This window comes from Paenibacillus sp. HJGM_3 (assembly GCF_045062745.1).
GTDB lineage: Bacteria > Bacillota > Bacilli > Paenibacillales > NBRC-103111 > Paenibacillus_AA.
On the sequence record NZ_JBJGED010000037.1, the window covers coordinates 53,049 to 69,678 of the forward strand.

General features: G+C 57.0%; 14 protein-coding genes. 11 read left to right on the plus strand and 3 right to left on the minus strand.

The window, feature by feature from the left end:
* Positions 1-150: 150 nt before the first annotated feature.
* The gene (locus ACI5FR_RS29630; protein ID WP_405461205.1) at positions 151-2,607 is read left to right on the plus strand and encodes a hypothetical protein; all 2,457 of its coding nucleotides are present in this window, start codon (positions 151-153) and stop codon (positions 2,605-2,607) included.
* Between the two features lie 317 nt (positions 2,608-2,924).
* Here the strand turns inward: ACI5FR_RS29630 and abc-f are convergent, their stop codons facing one another.
* Entirely contained in the window at positions 2,925-4,961 is a 2,037-nt protein-coding gene (abc-f, locus tag ACI5FR_RS29635; protein WP_405461206.1) for a ribosomal protection-like ABC-F family protein, read from the minus strand.
* Between the two features lie 128 nt (positions 4,962-5,089).
* Here abc-f and ACI5FR_RS29640 point away from each other — a divergent pair, with 128 nt between their 5' ends.
* From ACI5FR_RS29640 to tatC, 7 genes are all read left to right on the plus strand, one after another.
* Positions 5,090-5,938, plus strand: coding sequence for an endonuclease/exonuclease/phosphatase family protein (locus ACI5FR_RS29640; RefSeq protein ID WP_405461208.1), 849 nt, complete (start codon positions 5,090-5,092; stop codon positions 5,936-5,938).
* Positions 5,939-5,983: 45 nt separating this feature from the next.
* Positions 5,984-6,619: a 5-formyltetrahydrofolate cyclo-ligase gene (locus tag ACI5FR_RS29645; protein ID WP_405461210.1), complete on the plus strand. Its 636-nt coding sequence runs from the start codon at positions 5,984-5,986 to the stop codon at positions 6,617-6,619.
* Positions 6,620-6,709: 90 nt separating this feature from the next.
* Complete coding sequence (gene moaC / locus ACI5FR_RS29650) at positions 6,710-7,195, plus strand: cyclic pyranopterin monophosphate synthase MoaC (RefSeq protein WP_405461212.1); 486 nt, start codon at positions 6,710-6,712, stop codon at positions 7,193-7,195.
* Between the two features lie 84 nt (positions 7,196-7,279).
* Positions 7,280-7,771: a MogA/MoaB family molybdenum cofactor biosynthesis protein gene (locus ACI5FR_RS29655; RefSeq protein WP_405461236.1), complete on the plus strand. Its 492-nt coding sequence runs from the start codon at positions 7,280-7,282 to the stop codon at positions 7,769-7,771.
* A complete protein-coding gene (locus ACI5FR_RS29660; RefSeq protein ID WP_405461214.1) occupies positions 7,768-8,796 on the plus strand; it encodes a molybdopterin-binding protein in 1,029 nt (342 codons plus the stop codon). The genes ACI5FR_RS29655 and ACI5FR_RS29660 overlap by 4 nt, the downstream gene beginning before the upstream one ends.
* Before the next feature lie 53 nt (positions 8,797-8,849).
* Entirely contained in the window at positions 8,850-9,101 is a 252-nt protein-coding gene (locus ACI5FR_RS29665) for a twin-arginine translocase TatA/TatE family subunit (RefSeq protein ID WP_405461216.1), read from the plus strand.
* A 50-nt stretch (positions 9,102-9,151) separates the two neighbouring features.
* Entirely contained in the window at positions 9,152-9,931 is a 780-nt protein-coding gene (gene tatC / locus ACI5FR_RS29670; protein WP_405461217.1) for a twin-arginine translocase subunit TatC, read from the plus strand.
* A 72-nt stretch (positions 9,932-10,003) separates the two neighbouring features.
* On the opposite strand, the gene ACI5FR_RS29675 is transcribed toward tatC, so the two are convergent.
* Entirely contained in the window at positions 10,004-11,851 is a 1,848-nt protein-coding gene (locus ACI5FR_RS29675; RefSeq protein WP_405461219.1) for a lectin-like domain-containing protein, read from the minus strand.
* A gap of 244 nt (positions 11,852-12,095) precedes the next feature.
* Here ACI5FR_RS29675 and groES point away from each other — a divergent pair, with 244 nt between their 5' ends.
* The 3 genes from groES to ACI5FR_RS29690 all read left to right on the plus strand — a co-directional run bounded on the left by groES (position 12,096) and on the right by ACI5FR_RS29690 (position 15,600).
* On the plus strand, positions 12,096-12,377 hold the full coding sequence (groES, locus tag ACI5FR_RS29680; RefSeq protein WP_405461221.1) for a co-chaperone GroES: 282 nt from the start codon (positions 12,096-12,098) through the stop codon (positions 12,375-12,377).
* A gap of 46 nt (positions 12,378-12,423) precedes the next feature.
* Positions 12,424-14,052: a chaperonin GroEL gene (groL, locus tag ACI5FR_RS29685; protein WP_405461223.1), complete on the plus strand. Its 1,629-nt coding sequence runs from the start codon at positions 12,424-12,426 to the stop codon at positions 14,050-14,052.
* A 273-nt stretch (positions 14,053-14,325) separates the two neighbouring features.
* A complete protein-coding gene (locus ACI5FR_RS29690; protein ID WP_405461225.1) occupies positions 14,326-15,600 on the plus strand; it encodes an MFS transporter in 1,275 nt (424 codons plus the stop codon).
* A 108-nt stretch (positions 15,601-15,708) separates the two neighbouring features.
* Here the strand turns inward: ACI5FR_RS29690 and ACI5FR_RS29695 are convergent, their stop codons facing one another.
* Positions 15,709-16,293: a hypothetical protein gene (locus ACI5FR_RS29695; RefSeq protein WP_405461227.1), complete on the minus strand. Its 585-nt coding sequence runs from the start codon at positions 16,291-16,293 to the stop codon at positions 15,709-15,711.
* Positions 16,294-16,630 lie beyond the last annotated feature (337 nt).

The following is a 16,630-nucleotide window of genomic DNA, read 5'->3' on the forward strand; positions in this document are numbered from 1 at the left end:
GCTATGCACGGCCGGTGGATAAGGTTGTGGATAATAAAGCCATGGTTTCGTGATAGAAAAGGGAAAATGCGGATAATCTAACAGGAACATGAACTGTCCCTGGAAGCGGATTCGTTGGGGTGGGCTGTAGGCGGGAGGTTGAATGCACCTATGAAGCTCAAACAGATGCAGCGGGGTACTTTGCTGGTAGTCGTATTTTCCCTTCTTGCCTGGGGGACGATCGGGATTGCGGATGCGTCATCGACCCCGTCCGCATGGGAGCTCCGGGCCCGCAAGCAAATGCTGCTGCTCGTTCCCGAGCTGGATTACTCGCTGTTGGAGGCGGTTGATCAGGATCCGGCGTTATTCCCGAACATGCACCGGCTGCTGCAATCTGGGGGCGTGGGGGCGGTCTCGGCGCGTACGCTCGGGAATGGTGTCGAGGATCTATACGCCTCGCTCGGCGCTGGAGCGCCTGCCGGCAGCGACAAAGGCGCGTACGGACTGAATCGCAACGAAGAGAAGGCCGGAGTGCGGGCGGATCGCTTGTATGCGCGCCTTCGGGGAGTGGAGGGTTCGGGGGAGGAGGAAGTCATCGTACCCGAGTTTGCCCGGACGGAGCGGGTGACGGGGCGGCTGGGCTTCGCAGCTGTGCCTGGGCTGCTAGGAGAATCGCTGGAGCGGGCGCAATCGGCCCGGTTCTTGTATGGCAACGCGGATACGGATAGCCGTTCCCGCTACGCGGCGCTTGTCCTATCGGACCGGATGGGCCGTGTGGAGCATGGGAATGTTGGTTCGGAGGTTCTCGTCCCGGCTGCGGATTGGCCTTTCGGCGTGCGCATGGACGGCACGAAGCTAGCGGCCTGGTGGAGGGTCGCTCCGGCGGATGCGGTCGTGGCGATTGAGTGGGGCGATTGGAGCCGGCTCGAGGCCGAGCGTCTCCAGTTAACCGAGGCGCGCTATGAGGAGCAAAAGCTTGTCGTTTGGCGGGAGCTGGATGCATTTGTCGGGGAAATTGTGGAGCATTCGGCCAGTGGGGAAGGGCTGTGGATCATGTCGGCCGGCAAAGTTAACGGGGTGAAGCAACCCGGAACGCTGCTGCCGCTTCTCTATTACGAGCTGGGGATGAATAGCGGGCTTTTGGAGTCCACCTCTACCCGCCGGCCGGGAATTGTGACTTTGTATGATGTGTCCGCTTCACTGCTCAGCCGTTACGGTATGGGGATTCCTCCAGAGATGCTGGGGCGGCCGCTTGAGGTGGCGGAGGCAAGCGATGGGGCATGGCTGACGCTGCGGCAGGAGCTTCGCGGCATTCGCAGCGTGTACGTGCTGCGTCCGCAGCTGCTGCTGCCTTTTGCGGGTTATGAGGCGATCGTGCTGCTCGCCTCGCTGCTGCTGGCCGTCTGGACGCCGCGGGAGGGAGGACGGCGGCTGAAGGGACTGCTGTGCCTGCTGCTCTTGTCGCTCCTCGCGGCTCCTCTTGCGATGCTTGTGCTCGGCTGGGCGGTGCACGTGCGCCTGCTGGAGCCGTCTGTGCTTGTCGCTGCGTTCTTCGCGCTTGTGGCAATTGGCAGCTTAGCCGGTGCGCGGTATCCGCTTCGGGCGGCCGTCGTTCTGGCCGCCCTGACGGCGGCAGCGCTGCTGGTGGATGGCCTGACGGGCGCGGAGGGCATGAAGCGCTCCTTGCTCGGCTACGATCCTGTCGTAGGCGCGCGGTTTTATGGGATGGGCAACGAGTATATGGGCGTGTTGCTCGGGGCGACTGTGCTGGCCGTGTCGGCCGGCCTGCAGTTATTGAGCGCCGCCGCGCGTAGGGCACCGGCCTCGGCCTTGCCGGCGCCGGCGGGCTCGCCCGGCGCGCCGAGCGCGAGCGCGGCGACGCCCGAGGCGTCGCAGGCGCTGCCGCAACCGCTCGCCCCGCGAGCGGTTGCGGCCCGCCTGTGGCGCGAGCGTCGCGCGAGCCGCGTCGCGGCGGCGGCGGCCGTGGTCGCGTACGCCGGCGTCGCGCTCTATCTCGCGGCGCCGGCGCTGGGCTCGGAGGCCGGCGGGGCGATCGCCGGCGCCGTCGCCTTCGGCCATGCGCTCCGCCGCTCGCTGCCGCGCCTGCTGCGCCCGTCGCCCGCGGGCCCCGCGCTCCGCGCCGCATCCCGCGCTCGGCGGCTGCGCCGCCCCGCGCCCGGCCGCGCCTGGCTGCGCTCAGCGCTCCTGACGGCGTCGCTCGTCGCCCTAGCCCTGATCGGGCTGTGGTTGCTGAACGCCGTCATGCCGCCCCCTGCGGGCCGGGCGAGCCATATCGGCAACGCCATGGAGTGGCTGCGCACGGGACGCTTCGACCTGATCGAAGCGATGATCAGTCGCAAGCTGCGCATGAACCTGCACCTGCTCGGCGTCTCTGCGTGGAGCAAGGTGCTGCTCGCCGGGCTGCTGGTCATGCTGGCCGCCGTATTGAGGCCGCGCGAGAAGGAGAGATGGCGGAGCAGCCATCCCTACTTAATGGACGGCTGCTCCGCCATTACGATCGGGGCAATCGCAGCGCTAGTCCTTAACGATTCGGGAATCGTAGCCGGCGGGACGATGATCATCTACGCCGCCATCCCGCTGCTGCTGCTGAAGCTTCAGGACGAGTAGCCGTCACCAGGCCCAGTAAACGGCAAAACCTACCGTTACCTCGCAAAAGTGCTCCTCTTCTCAGGTCCACTTCGGCGAAACAAACGGTAGGTTTTTCAATTCATGATCTTTTTTCATCTATGGCCTTAGACATCAGCATTCCAATGCCAATAGATGAAAAATTTGCAGTTATTCATTAAATACGATCCCGAATATAGCCTCTCAGAGCGAATAAAGGAAATTTTTTCATCTATTTACCTTGAATCCGCTCTGAATCACAAATTAGATGAAATATTGTCATCTATTTCGCCCCCGCCACCACCACCGAGCCAGCCCCACTACTCCAACAGCGCCTCCCACTGCTCGTAAAGGGGCGCCAGCGCAGCTTTCTTCTCCTCGATCGCCTGGTTGCGCTCCTGCACGGCGATGTAGTCGTTGTATACGTCCGGCTGAAGCAGCTCGGCCTCCAGTGCCGCGACTTCGCCTTCGAGCACGGCGATGTCCGCCTCCAACTGCTCGAGCTTGCGCTGGCGGCTGCGTTCCTCACGCTTCTGCTGCTTGTCGGCCGCCAGTCCGGCGCTGCCGCTCAGAGCGTTTCCGCTGCCTGCTCCACCTTCCCCGGATTTCCCTGCACCAACAGCCCCAGCGCCCGCCTGTCCCGCTTTTCCCGCCGTTCCTCCAACCCCGCCAACCGAGGCACCTCCGCCTACACCGTTTGCCTTCCCGGCCCCTTGCCGGTCCGCCTCGATCTCCGCCAGCTCCTGTTTTTTCTCCAAATAGTCGTCATAATTGCCCAGGTAATTCGTAACGCCGTCCGGAGACAGCTCAATGATGCGTTCGGCGATTTTGTTCAAGAAATACCGGTCATGGGAAATAAACAGCAGCGTCCCGTCGTAGTCCATCAAAGCCGACTCCAGCACTTCCTTGCTGAACAAGTCCAGATGGTTCGTGGGCTCGTCTAGGATGAGCAGGTTCGCTTGCTGCAGCATGAGCTTGGCGAGCGACACGCGGGCTTTCTCCCCGCCGCTAAGCGCGTCGATCGGCTTGAACACATCTTCGCCGCTGAACAGGAAGTTGCCGAGCACGGTCCGGATCCGCGCCTCCTCCATGTGGGGATACGCGTTCCATAGCTCGTCCAGCACCGTATGCCGGGGATTCAGGCCGGCTTGCTCTTGATCGTAGTAGGCCATATCCACATGGGTGCCCCACAGCAGCGTGCCGGCATCCGGCTGCCGATCGCCGATCAGCGTCTTGAGCAGCGTCGATTTGCCGACGCCGTTCGGGCCGATTAAGGCGACGGTCTCCCCGCGGCGCAGCTCGAACGACACATGCCGGAACAGAGGCTGCGTTTTCTCCTCGAACGAGACGGCCAGCTCTTTGACATGCAGCACTTCCTTACCGGACGAACGGCCGGCCTCGAAGCGGAACGACGCTTTCTTCAGCTCGCCCTGCGGCTTGTCCAGCCGGTCCATCCGCTCGAGCGCCTTGCGCCGGCTTTGCGCCCGCTTGGTCGTCGTAGCCCGGACGATATTTTTCTGGATGAACACTTCCATCCGCGCGATTTCTTCCTGCTGCTTCTCGTAGTGCTTCATGGCGATTTCGTAATCGGCCGCCTTGAGCTCCACGTACCGCGTGTAGTTGCCGGTGTACCGCTTGCAGACGTTACGCTCGATTTCATAGATCCCCGTAACGAGCGCGTCCAGGAAATACCGGTCATGGGACACGACCAGAATGCCGCCCGGGTAATTGCGCAGATAGCCCTCGAGCCAAGTGAGCGTTTCGATATCCAGGTGGTTCGTAGGCTCGTCAAGGATGAGCAGCTCAGGCTCCTGGAGTAGCAGCTTGGCGAGTGCCAGTCTCGTCTTCTGCCCCCCGCTCAGCGTATCGATCCGCGTCTCCGGCGGGAAGCCCCCGAAGCCCATCCCATGCAGGATGCCGCGTACACGGGCTTCGATTTCATAACCGCGCTTTTCCCGGAACTGCTCCGAGAGCCTGCTGTAGCGGTGCATGACGTCCTCGTATTTTTTGGCGTCCGCCTGGATCCCGGGATCGGCCATCATCCGCTCCAGCTCCCTTAGCGCTTGCTCCATTTCGAGCAGGTCGGCGAACACGGCCATCATCTCGTTCCACATCGTCTCGTCGGACTGCAGTCCGGTGGTTTGCGACAGATAGCCCACCCGCGTCTCTTTGGCTTTGAAAATATCACCCGAATCCGCCGAAATGTGCCCCGCGATAATTTGCAGCAGGGTGGACTTGCCGGCGCCGTTCGCCCCAACCAGGCCGATTCGCTCCCGTTCTTGAATTTGCAGCGATATGTTGGACAGTATGGGCTTAACCCCATAGCTTTTGTTAATTTGATTGACTTGAAGCAGCATGATTGCGTTCCCTCCGTGAATCTGTGCGACGTTCCTTTACAAGTTTACCTGAAAACCCAAATCTTCACTAGTATACATAGCGATCCTGCGCATCGTATGCTGGTAGAATCAAGAGGAGGGGAGCAAGCATGCCTGCGCACCATCGATACGGGACCACGATAGGGGCATTAACCGCTGCTGCTTTTCTCTTATACCTCCTTCTATATTCCGCAGCAAAGACAAACCAGGTGTCGACGCCCCAAGCTGAGCTCGCGCCCCACGATTCCGTTCGAATTATGACTTATAATATGCGGCATGCCCAAGGCGCCGACGGCCAAGTAGATTTGAACCGGGTTGCCAGGCTGCTTCAAACGTCTCAAGCGGACGTGATCGCCTTGCAAGAGGTGGACCGGTATTGGGGACGAAGCGGCAACCGGGATCAGATCAAGGCACTGGCGGATCGGCTCGGCATGGAGTGGCGGTTTTCTCCCAGTCTGAACGATGGCAAACGGCAGTATGGCAATGCGCTACTTTCGAAATATCCGATTGACCGAAGTGAGTCGATTCTGTTGCCCGGCAAACAAGAACAGCGCAGCCTGCTGGACGCCCGTCTTCTCATCGGGGAGGCGATCCTCCGGGTGGTCACGACGCATCTGGGAGTCACCTCCTCGGACCGGCAGTCCCAGTTGGAACGCATTCGTCAGCAATTGGCCGATGATGAGGGCCCGACCGTCCTTCTGGGAGATTGGAATATGGCGGCGGATGACCCGAATTTGGTACATCATTTGCCTCAGTGGACCATTTTACCGCTTCCGGTCGGAGCGTCAACTTTGGTATCCGGGGATGCGATCGACCATATCTTCGTTAATTTTGACGCGGGCGGCGCGGTGGCTCGAGCTTGGCCGTCTTTGGCTTCCGACCATTTTCCGGTTATGGCGCATTTCATCGTTCCAGGTAGTCGGTTGCTTCCGAAGCAGCCGAACAGTATGATAAACTAAACTAGAAACAAATTAGATCGCGATCGTAATGGAGGGGCGGTGCCGTTGGACGTACCGGATTTGAAAAAACAGCTGCGCCGGGACATCGAAGCGAAGCGCTCCTCTTTGTCGATGGACGAACGCTCGCTTAAGTCCAAGGCGATCTGCGATGCCGCTGTGGAGTCGGTTCTGCTGCCGCAGTTCCGCCATTGGCTGCATAGACGCGAAGAGACTGACCTTCCTCCTGCGTTGTTCACCTATATCCCGTTCCGCGCGGAAGTCGACGTCACCCCGATCTTACGCTGGTGCTGGGTATACGGCATTCAGGTCGTGGCGCCTCGAGTCGTGCCAGATGGCCGGCAGATGACGTTGCATTTGCTCCATAGCTTGAAGCAGTTGGAGGCGGGGGCGTACGGAATCCGCGAACCGAAGCCGGACATTCCTGAATGGACGGACCTGAGCCGGTTGGAACTCATGCTTGTGCCGGGGCTTGCTTTCGATGCTGAGATGGGGCGTCTCGGATATGGCGGCGGTTATTATGACCGTTTTATGCACAAGTGTATGGAACAATCGAGCCGTGAGCCGTTCAAGCTGGCGCTGGCGTATGAGGTCCAGGTTGTGCCCCGCGTTCCGATGGACGACCATGATTTTCGGGTCGATGCGATCGTGACGGAGACTCGGGTGCTTCACAAAAAGTTATAAGATCGCAGAGGACGGACCGGGAAAAATCGAGTATACTGGGACTAGACCATTTAAAATATTAATGAAGCAACATTTCACGAGGTGAATTCGATGGAGGAAGCGAACCGCCCGCTCACCCACTTCAACCCCGAAGGACGAGCCCGGATGGTGGATGTCACGGACAAGAGCGTCACGAAGCGCACCGCCGTCGCCCGAACGACCGTGACGATGCGGCCGGACACGCTTGCCGTGATCAAAGCCGGCCAGGTGGGCAAGGGAGACGTGCTCGCTGTGGCGCAGGTCGCCGGCATCATGGCCGCGAAGAAAACGTCCGATTGGATTCCGATGTGCCATCCGCTGCCGCTTAGCGGGATCGATATTTCTTTCTCCGACAACGGGGAGCTGGAGCTCTATATCGAAGCGACCGTCAAGACGACCGGGGTCACCGGCGTGGAGATGGAAGCGTTGACGGCGGTTTCCGCCGCGGCTTTAACCGTGTATGATATGTGTAAAGCGATCGAGAAGGACATGACGATCGGGCCAACGCTTCTAGTGGCGAAGACGGGAGGGAAGAGCGGCGATTACGCTCGGGTCTAGCACGGCTTTCGCACTTGAGTTGGGTCGTAGGGCAACGCTTAGAACTGCGTAATTTCTTCGATACGTTTGAGGAGGGAGACTATGATGCGCTGGAAAGTAGGCCTTTTAACCGCGAGCGATCTCGGCTCCCGCGGCGAACGGGAGGACACCGCCGCCCAGGTCATTCGGGAGCTGGTGGAAGAAGAGCTGCAGGGCGACATTATCGAATACCGGATCGTGCCCGATGAGACGGACGAAATTATGGCGGCACTGATCGAGATGACCGACTATTACAAGGCGGACCTCGTGCTGACGACCGGCGGTATCGGGATGGGGCTGCGCGACGTGACGCCGGAGGCTACGCTCAAGGTCGTCGACCGGCTCGCGCCGGGCTTCGCCGAGGCGATGCGCGCCGCCATGCAGCAGCGGTCTTACGGGATGCTCACGCGCGGCGTATCCGGCATTCGGGAGCGGACCCTCATCCTGAACTTGCCGGGCACTCCGAAGGGCGTGCATGAGAGCTTGGCCGCGGTGATGGATCAGCTCCCTGCCGCTCTGGCGCAGCTGAAGGGACGCGGATGGGAGCCTGAAGAATGAGCCGGCCCGAAGAGACGCGTATGCGGGAAGTGAAGACAGAGGACTCAGTCGGACTGGCCCTCGCCCATGATCTGACGCAGATTATTCCGGGGCAGTTCAAAGGACGCCGGTTCCGCAAAGGCCATGTCGTCCGCGAGGAAGACATTCCGGAGCTGCTCAGCATCGGCAAAGCGCATCTGTACGTGCTGGAGCTGGGCGCTCATGATCTGCACGAGGACGAAGCCGCCCTGCGTATGGCTCAGGCGGTCGCCGGCTCGAACCTCGAGCTGACGGAGCCCAGCGAAGGCAAAGTGCTGCTCCGTTCCGCCGTCCATGGGCTGGCCCGGATCGAAAGGCCCTTCATCGACGGGATGAACGCCGTCGATCAGATCGCGATGGCGACGGTGGCCGACTTCACGACCGTGCGCCCCGGGCAGGCGATCGCCGGGACGCGGGTCATTCCGCTCGTCGTCGCCGCCGAGAAGATCGCGGCCATCGAGGCGAAGGCCGCGCTATGGCTGGACGAACACGAAGGGCAAGCGCCCGTTCGCGTTCATCCTTTCCGCTCTCTTCGAGTGGGGGTCATTACCACCGGGAGCGAAGTGTATTCCGGCTTGATCGAGGATAAGTTCGGTCCGGTCGTGCGCGAGAAGGTCGAGGCGTTAGGCTCGACGGTCATCGAGCAGCGATTATCGCCGGATGACAGCGAGACGATCGTGCAGCATATCCTTTACTATAAAGAACGGCAAGTCGATCTCATATTAATTACGGGAGGGATGTCTGTTGATCCGGATGACCGCACTCCTGGAGCGATCCGGTTGGCGGGAGCCCGCGTCGTCAGTCACGGCACACCCATGTTGCCGGGATCAATGCTGATGATGGCTTACCTGGGCGAGACGCCGGTCATGGGATTGCCGGGATGTGTCATTTACGATCGGTTTACCTCGTTAGACGTGCTGCTCCCCCGGATATGCGCGGGCGTGAAGGTGGAGCGGAACCAGATTACGGAGCTCGGTTACGGGGGTCTACAGGCGGAGAAAGGGTAGCCGACCGGCTCTTGTCAGGAGCAAGCTCATTAAATTTTAAGGAGGAGTTTATTGTGCCAAACATTGGAACCACCGGATTTATTCTGATTATTTTGGTCGCCCTGTTGCTGTTCGGCCCGAGCAAGCTGCCGGAGCTGGGCCGCGCGTTCGGCCGGACGCTGCGTGAATTCAAGAACGGAGCAAAGGACATTATGGGGGATGCCGAGGCTGAATCCCGCAAGGACGTGACGCCTGCCACCTCCGCCCCTCGGGTTGAGTCCGCGAAACCGGCTGAGGCCGCTAGCGAGAAGAAGCTGCCGGAATAACCTACAGCTCCTCCTCTTTTCAACGAAATGCTTAGGTTGGTGAACTGGGTATGAAAGATGAAGCCGTTTCTTTGGTCGAACACTTAACGGAGCTTCGCAAGCGTATTATTTGGGTGCTCGTCGTGTTGGTGCTGTCGATGATCGGCGGGTTCTTCGCGGCGAAGCCGTTGATCCTGTACTTGGTCAGCGAGGAACCGGCCGCGAGCCTGAATATGCCGCTGAATACGTTCTCGCCTTGGGACGGCATCCGCGTTTTCATGCAATTCGCGTTCGCCGTAGGGCTTTGCTTCACGCTCCCTTTTGCCCTCTACCAGCTCTGGATGTTCGTCCAGCCGGGGCTGACGGAGCTCGAGCATCGCTCCGCCCTTCGGTATATCCCGGGAACGGTCCTGCTGTTTTTGCTGGGCGTGGCCTTCGGCTACTTCGTCGTGTTCCCGATGGCCTTCTACTTCACCTCCACGGTGACGAAGAGCTTGGGCTTGACGGAGACGTACGGCATCAGTCAATATTTCACGTTTATGTTCAATATTGTGCTGCCGATGTCGATCTTGTTCGAACTTCCGATCGTGGTGATGTTCCTGACGAAGATCCGGATCTTGAACCCGCAGCGTCTGAAAAAAATGCGGCGATTCGCCTACATTATCCTAGTCGTTATCGCGACGGTCGTGACCCCGCCGGATTTCATCTCGGATATTTTGGTGGCGATCCCGCTTATCATCCTGTATGAGGTCAGCGTCTTGTTGTCGGGCAACATTTATCGCAAGCAGCTGGAGCAGAAGCGCAAGTGGGAAGAGGAGTACGGGGAAGGCGCCGTTCCTGCGTCGGAGTAATGAGGGCATAAGCGGATTATTAAAGGCTGTCACCAGTAGATCGCTCTATTGGGAGACAGCCTTGTTCGTTGTTTAGTTATTTTGTTGTTGAAGGATTAGTTGGAGGAGCACCAAGACATCATTCCGGTCGAACTGGCCGTCGCGATTAAAGTCCTTCTCGCTCAGGGGTCTGCCTTGCATATAGCGAACCACATCGTCGATGTGAACGCCATCCTGTTGCGCGTCCAGCTGTGCGCTCAAACTGCGTTGCTGTTCCAAGGTCAACACCGGGGCGAAGAACTGGAGCACGGGTTCGCCATCCGGAAGCTGCACGGCGCCTTGGAGCAAGCTTAGCTGTACGTTCTCCCCGGGACTCAGCGGATGGTCCAGTTGGAGCTTAATCCGAGTGCCGTCGGTTCGTGAGTCCAAACTCAGCATCTGGGTCACCTTGGCATCCGTACCGGTCAGTCGAACCGTGCTTGGATTCCAAGGGGATGGAAGGACAACCTTCGTGGGGAAGGCAAGCTCCAGCGTATTCGGCTCCGTCATGCGAGCATACCCGATCTGGTTCGGCTGAGTAGCCGGCACCCGTTGGATCATCAGGCGATAAGTGAGCGTAGTGATGTGATCTGGGGCTATTACTTTCAGATCATAATAGTTCACTTCCGTGTTTAGCGGGTAGAAGATCGGTGCTCCCGGTATTGGTGCAGCTAGAGAGCTCGCCATGCCGCTTCCATACACCGAACCGCTGACGCTGTAGGTAGCATTCTGATCCGACAAGCGGAATAGCACGGTTGCGATCGGTTCAGTGGCAGGCACGTACACCTCGTAGATGAACTGATTGCTCTGGAAGCTAGGGGACAAGATCGCGTTGCCAAGTGCATTTAATTCGGTTAAGTAAGCATTGTTCGATCCGTGGCGTGTGATATTCAGCGTATACGTCTTAGTGGAGCTGTCTTCGGCTTTCACTGTGATCGTAATGGGATTCGGTCCGATACTGAGTTGCACATTCGCACTATTGGGAGTCACGCCGTACACGGCTCCACTTACAGTACTCTCCACGGATTGGACGGACGCTTGGGCGTTGTCCGGCGTGAAGTGGAGGCGAGCAGTGTCGACCTCGAACGGTACGGACAGTTGATAGCTTGTTGTGGCGGGCTGGAATTGAATCGTTTGCCCTTCCATCGATAGCGAGCTTAGGGTCGCATCGTTGCTGTCTGGCGTTGTAATCGTCACATTGTCTATTAGATGTCGGCTGTGACTGCCGCCTGTACTTGCTGCGAAGCCTAGTCGATTGTAACTGTTATCCACTGTGCCGATCCAGGTCAGCTGATCTACGCCGTCCAAACTTACCTTGATGGAGTTCGTGCGCACATCGATGCGTACATCGTGCCAGGCACTGTTTGCGAAATTCGGAAGTAGCGGGTTGTTCAACGCATCCGCTTGAGCAAGTAGGTTTTCGGGACTATGCCTTGGTGAATTTTTGAATAGCGTGATATGTTTGGCCCCAGGATCCCATTCATTCGGCCAAGTGTCGAACTCTACGCCGTAACCGTTACCCTCAACGAAGCCGAGCGAGCCGCCGCCTTGTCCATTCGAGTTCTTTTCCTTATTAAACATGAAAACAAGCCCGTCCGCCGGTGAAGAGGAAGAATCCGAAATTCGAAATTTAAAAGATACCGTGTAGGGCGGCGAGAGCGACTGATTCAACCACATGTATCCCAACTTATTGTTTTGTGCTTGCGTCAGCTCTATGACTCCATCTGTCCGCCTTGCATCCCCACTGCGATCCCACAGATTGGACTCCGATTCAAAGTTGTCTTGCACGACAACCGTCGCTGCATGCACGGCCGGCGCTGTCCCAAGCGAGTAGCCCCCCCAGCATCCGACCCACAAAGAAACAAGCAGGATCCCCCGGATCCATTTTACCGTCTTCTTCACTATACACTTCCTCCGTTTCAAACCACATGAACTTATTATAAGCGATTATTGGGGATAATTGGTACTAAATTTGTAATAAAAATGAGCCCGGAGGCCTACAAAAAAATGTACGGCTGCCCTCAGTTCCGCTTGCAAAAAGAGTAAAAAATGTTTATGATAAGAGTTGTCGTTAGCACTAACCACACTTGAGTGCTAACAAATGCTTTACAAACCATCCACCATCTCTAAAGGAGGCAGTTTTTCCATGATCAAACCGTTAGGTGATCGCGTCATCATCGAACCCATCGCCAAGGAGGAGACTACAGCGAGCGGCATCGTGTTGCCGGATACAGCCAAGGAAAAGCCGCAAGAAGGCAAAGTTGTAGCGGCCGGCATCGGCTCCGTTAAGGATGGCCAACGCACCCCGCTTGAAGTCAAGGAAGGCGACCGCGTCTTGTTCTCCAAATATGCGGGCACAGAAGTGAAGTTCGAAGGTAAAGAGCTTTTGATCATGCGTGAAAGCGACATTTTGGCCATCTTGGCTTAAGATAGCCTTGCACATAGACCATTAAATAATCGGGAGGGTTCACCCAATGGCAAAAGAAATTAAATTCAGCGAAGACGCGCGCAGAGCAATGCTTCGCGGCGTAGACGCTCTGGCGAATGCCGTAAAAGTAACGCTCGGTCCTAAAGGCCGCAACGTAGTTTTGGAAAAGAAATTCGGCAGCCCGCTCATCACTAACGACGGTGTGACGATTGCCAAAGAAATCGAGCTGGAAGACGCATTCGAGAACATGGGCGCTCAACTGGTTAAAGAAGTTGCGACCAAGACGAACGATGTAGCCGGTGACGGTACGACTACCGCTACGGTTCTCGCTCAAGCGATGATCCGCGAAGGCCTCAAGAACGTAACGGCTGGCGCTAACCCGATGGTTATCCGCCGCGGTATCGAGAAGGCGGTTAAAGCGGCTGTAGAAGAGCTGCAAAAAATCGCCAAGCCGATCGAAGGCAAGCAATCGATCGCTCAAGTAGCAGCCATCTCCTCGGCAGACGACGAAGTAGGCCAACTGATCGCGGAAGCGATGGAGAAGGTCGGCAACGACGGCGTTATCACCGTTGAAGAGTCCAAAGGCTTCTTGACGGAGCTGGAAGTTGTAGAAGGGATGCAATTCGATCGCGGCTACATCTCCCCGTACATGATCACCGATACCGACAAGATGGAAGCGATTCTCGACAATCCGTTCATCTTGATCACAGATAAGAAGATCTCCAACATTCAAGAAATCTTGCCTGTTCTGGAGAAAGTCGTTCAACAAGGCAAGCCGCTCGTTATCATCGCGGAAGACGTGGAAGGCGAAGCGCTGGCTACACTGCTCGTGAACCGTCTGCGTGGTACGTTCACTTGCGTAGCGGTCAAAGCTCCTGGCTTCGGCGACCGCCGCAAGGCTATGCTGCAAGACATCGCCGCTCTGACCGGCGGTCAAGTGATCACCGAAGAACTCGGCCTGGACTTGAAATCGACTCGTCCGGACCAACTGGGCAGCGCGCGTCAAGTTCGCGTAACCAAAGAAAACACGATCATCGTGGACGGTGCCGGCGACAAGAAAGACATCGGCGCCCGCGTATCCCAAATCCGTGCGCAACTGGAAGAAACGACTTCCGAGTTCGACAAAGAGAAGCTGCAAGAGCGTCTGGCTAAATTGGCCGGCGGCGTAGCGGTTATCAAAGTCGGTGCCGCCACGGAAACCGAACTGAAAGAGCGCAAGCTGCGCATCGAAGACGCCCTGAACTCCACGCGTGCCGCTGTGGAAGAAGGTATCGTTTCCGGTGGTGGTACAGCTCTGGTGAACATCTACAAGGCCGTTGAAGCGGTTCAAGCTTCCGGCGACGAGCAAACAGGCGTGAACATCATCCTGCGCTCCCTGGAAGAACCGGTTCGCACGATCTCGGCTAACGCAGGTCAAGAAGGCTCCGTTATCGTCGAGCGCCTGAAGAAGGAAGCGATCGGCATCGGCTACAACGCCGCTACCGGCGAATGGGTGAACATGTTCGAAGCGGGGATCGTCGACCCTGCCAAGGTTACTCGCTCCGCGCTGCAAAACGCAGCTTCCGTCGCGGCTATGTTCCTGACGACCGAAGCAGTCATCGCCGACAAGCCGGAACCGGCTAAGCCAGCTATGCCTGACATGGGCGGCATGGGCGGTATGGGTGGTATGATGTAATTTAGGTTCCCGCTTGCGGAACCCAGCTTGACCACATTTGACTATAAAAAAGAGGTTTCTCATGAGTTCTCTGAACTCTTGGGAAGCCTCTTTTTTGTTTCGTTACGTTGTTCTTACCGCGAAGCACACAAGCATGCGTGACCACCGCAAATACTTGCGCCGCCGCGCGTCAAATCGTGCGCGGGATTGCTCAAAACCTGCGCGTTGGTTGAATGGAATCGGCTATACAATGGGGCTATCAAACCCATCCGGTAAGAAAGGTGAAGATGTCTAGTGTCACATGTACCAGGATCAAAAGTTTCAGGTTCAAAGGTTTCAGACAATCGCTCATTTTTTGCAAATCGCTTTATCCGTTCTATTTTGTTGTCCGCTGTGTTTCTGCAGTTCGGCATCTGGGTGCGAAATTTTGCAATCCTGCTGTTCGTAACGGAACAGACGGATAAAGATCCGGTCGCCATTTCCCTGATCTCCGTTGCCGAGTACGCCCCGATTTTCATTTTCTCATTCATCGGAGGCGCTTTGGCCGATCGCTGGAAGCCCAAGCGTACAATGGTGCTCTGCGATTTGCTGAGCGCGGCTTCAGTCTTCGTTGTTCTGCTAGCTCTGATTTACGGCGGTTGGCAAGCCATCTTTTTTGCCACGCTCGTTTCCTCGATTCTCTCTCAGTTCTCGCAGCCGGCCGGTATGAAGCTGTTCAAGCTCCATGTGCCGGAATCCCAGATTCAGATGGGCATGTCGATGTACCAGACCATTCAAGCCGTATTCATGATTCTGGGTCCGATGCTGGGCACACTTGTGTTCTTTAACTTCGGGATCCAGGCGGCGGTTGTCATGATGGGGATCTGCTTCCTTTTGTCTGGCGCTGTTCTGACCACCCTGCCCCAAGATAGGAAAACCCCGCTTGCGCAACCGGCCCGTCTTTCCCAAGACATCAAACTGGGCCTGCGCTATGTGACGTCCAACAAAGTTTTTCTTTATATGGGCAGCTTCTTTTTGGCTGCGGGTTTGGCCCTCGGCTTGATCAATCCGCTCGGCGTATTTGTGGTAACCGAGCACTTGGGACTTACGGCAGAGCATTTGCAGTGGTTGACGGCGTTGAACGGAGTGGGGATGATCCTCGGCGGTATTTTCGTAATGGCCTTGTCCAAACGGATGTCCCCCAGAACCATGCTTTTGGTCGGTTTCACCTTCAGCAGCGTGGCGGTGGCGGTGATCGGCTCCACGGGCTCAATGGGACTGGCGCTGGTCGCGCAATTCTTTTCCGGCCTCTTGGTTCCGTTCATCCATATCGCCTGTCAGACCATGGTCATGACTCATGCGGAGGAAGCCTTCGTTGGCCGGGTCAGCGGCATTCTGAACCCGCTTTTTACAGGGGGAATGGTACTTACCATGAGCCTTGTCGGCGTTCTGAAAGCCAACCTTCCGTTGACCGGTTTATATTGGATAGCCGCGGGTTTGTTTCTGATCGGTGCGATCGGGGTGATGCCGCTGCTGCGTTATAAGGCATCCACCCGCGTTGCGGCCTCTGCTGCCGGGTTCCATTCCTGAGTAAATAGCTCGACTGTACGTAAGGAACGTGAAAAGCGAAAGGGCTGTCCTTGAGTCAGAGATGACTCGGGACAACCCTTGTTTTATGGTTACAGTTAGTAGGTGCGGTTATCGGTTCTTGATTTCTTCCATCGCCACTTCCAGCTTGAACTGACGTTCAGCAAGCAGCTTGATGCTGACATCGTGACTTCTCAGATCTTCAGTCACCTTAGACTCGAAGGAACGTTGAGAGCTATCCAACAGCTTGGTGATTTCTAACGTTTCCAGGATCGCTTGCTTCAGAAGCGGGATCTCGGCGACATGCTGTTCGATCCGATCGAGCCTGGCATTCGTGCTTTGAAGCTCCTGCTTCATGGATTGCTGCTCGATTTTCATGGCCTGTTGCTCGCCACGCGTCTCGTGGAGCAAGGACTTCATGGATTGTTGCTCCTGCTTCATCGCCTGTTGTTCTTCGCGCGTCTCATGGAGCAAAGTCTTCATCGCCTGTTGCTCGTCACGCGTCTCTTGGAGCAAGGTCTTCATGGCTTGTTGCTCGTCACGCGTCTCTTGAAGCAAGGTCTTCATGGCCTGCTGCTCGTCACGCGTCTCTTGGAGCAAAGTCTTCATGGCTTGTTGCTCCTGCTTCATGGCCTGCTGTTCATTCTTGATGCCCCGGAGTTCTTCCAGAATTTGATTCAAGATCGGTTCGCTCATGAATCTTCGACATCCTTCCGCATAATGTGTCATCCTGGTAATCCAACCATACGACAATGGAAGTAGGAAAGCAAGTATGTGTGGGACTATTATATCAAACGTATGTTCTTGTATCAAATGAGAGATTGGCGCTGATATTTTCTCATGCCTCTAGTTGATCTTCTAGACCCAATGCCGTACAATAATGCCCAATACTGAGAGAGAGGTTGCGTATGCGGAAAGTGGTCGAGTACGATTCAGTGCTGATGTTTCTTCAGGCCGTTGAAAAATGGCTAGAGCGTAATGAGGCGGAAAATAACTTAATGCTCGGGCTCCTTTTCATGTGGAGAGAGCTTGA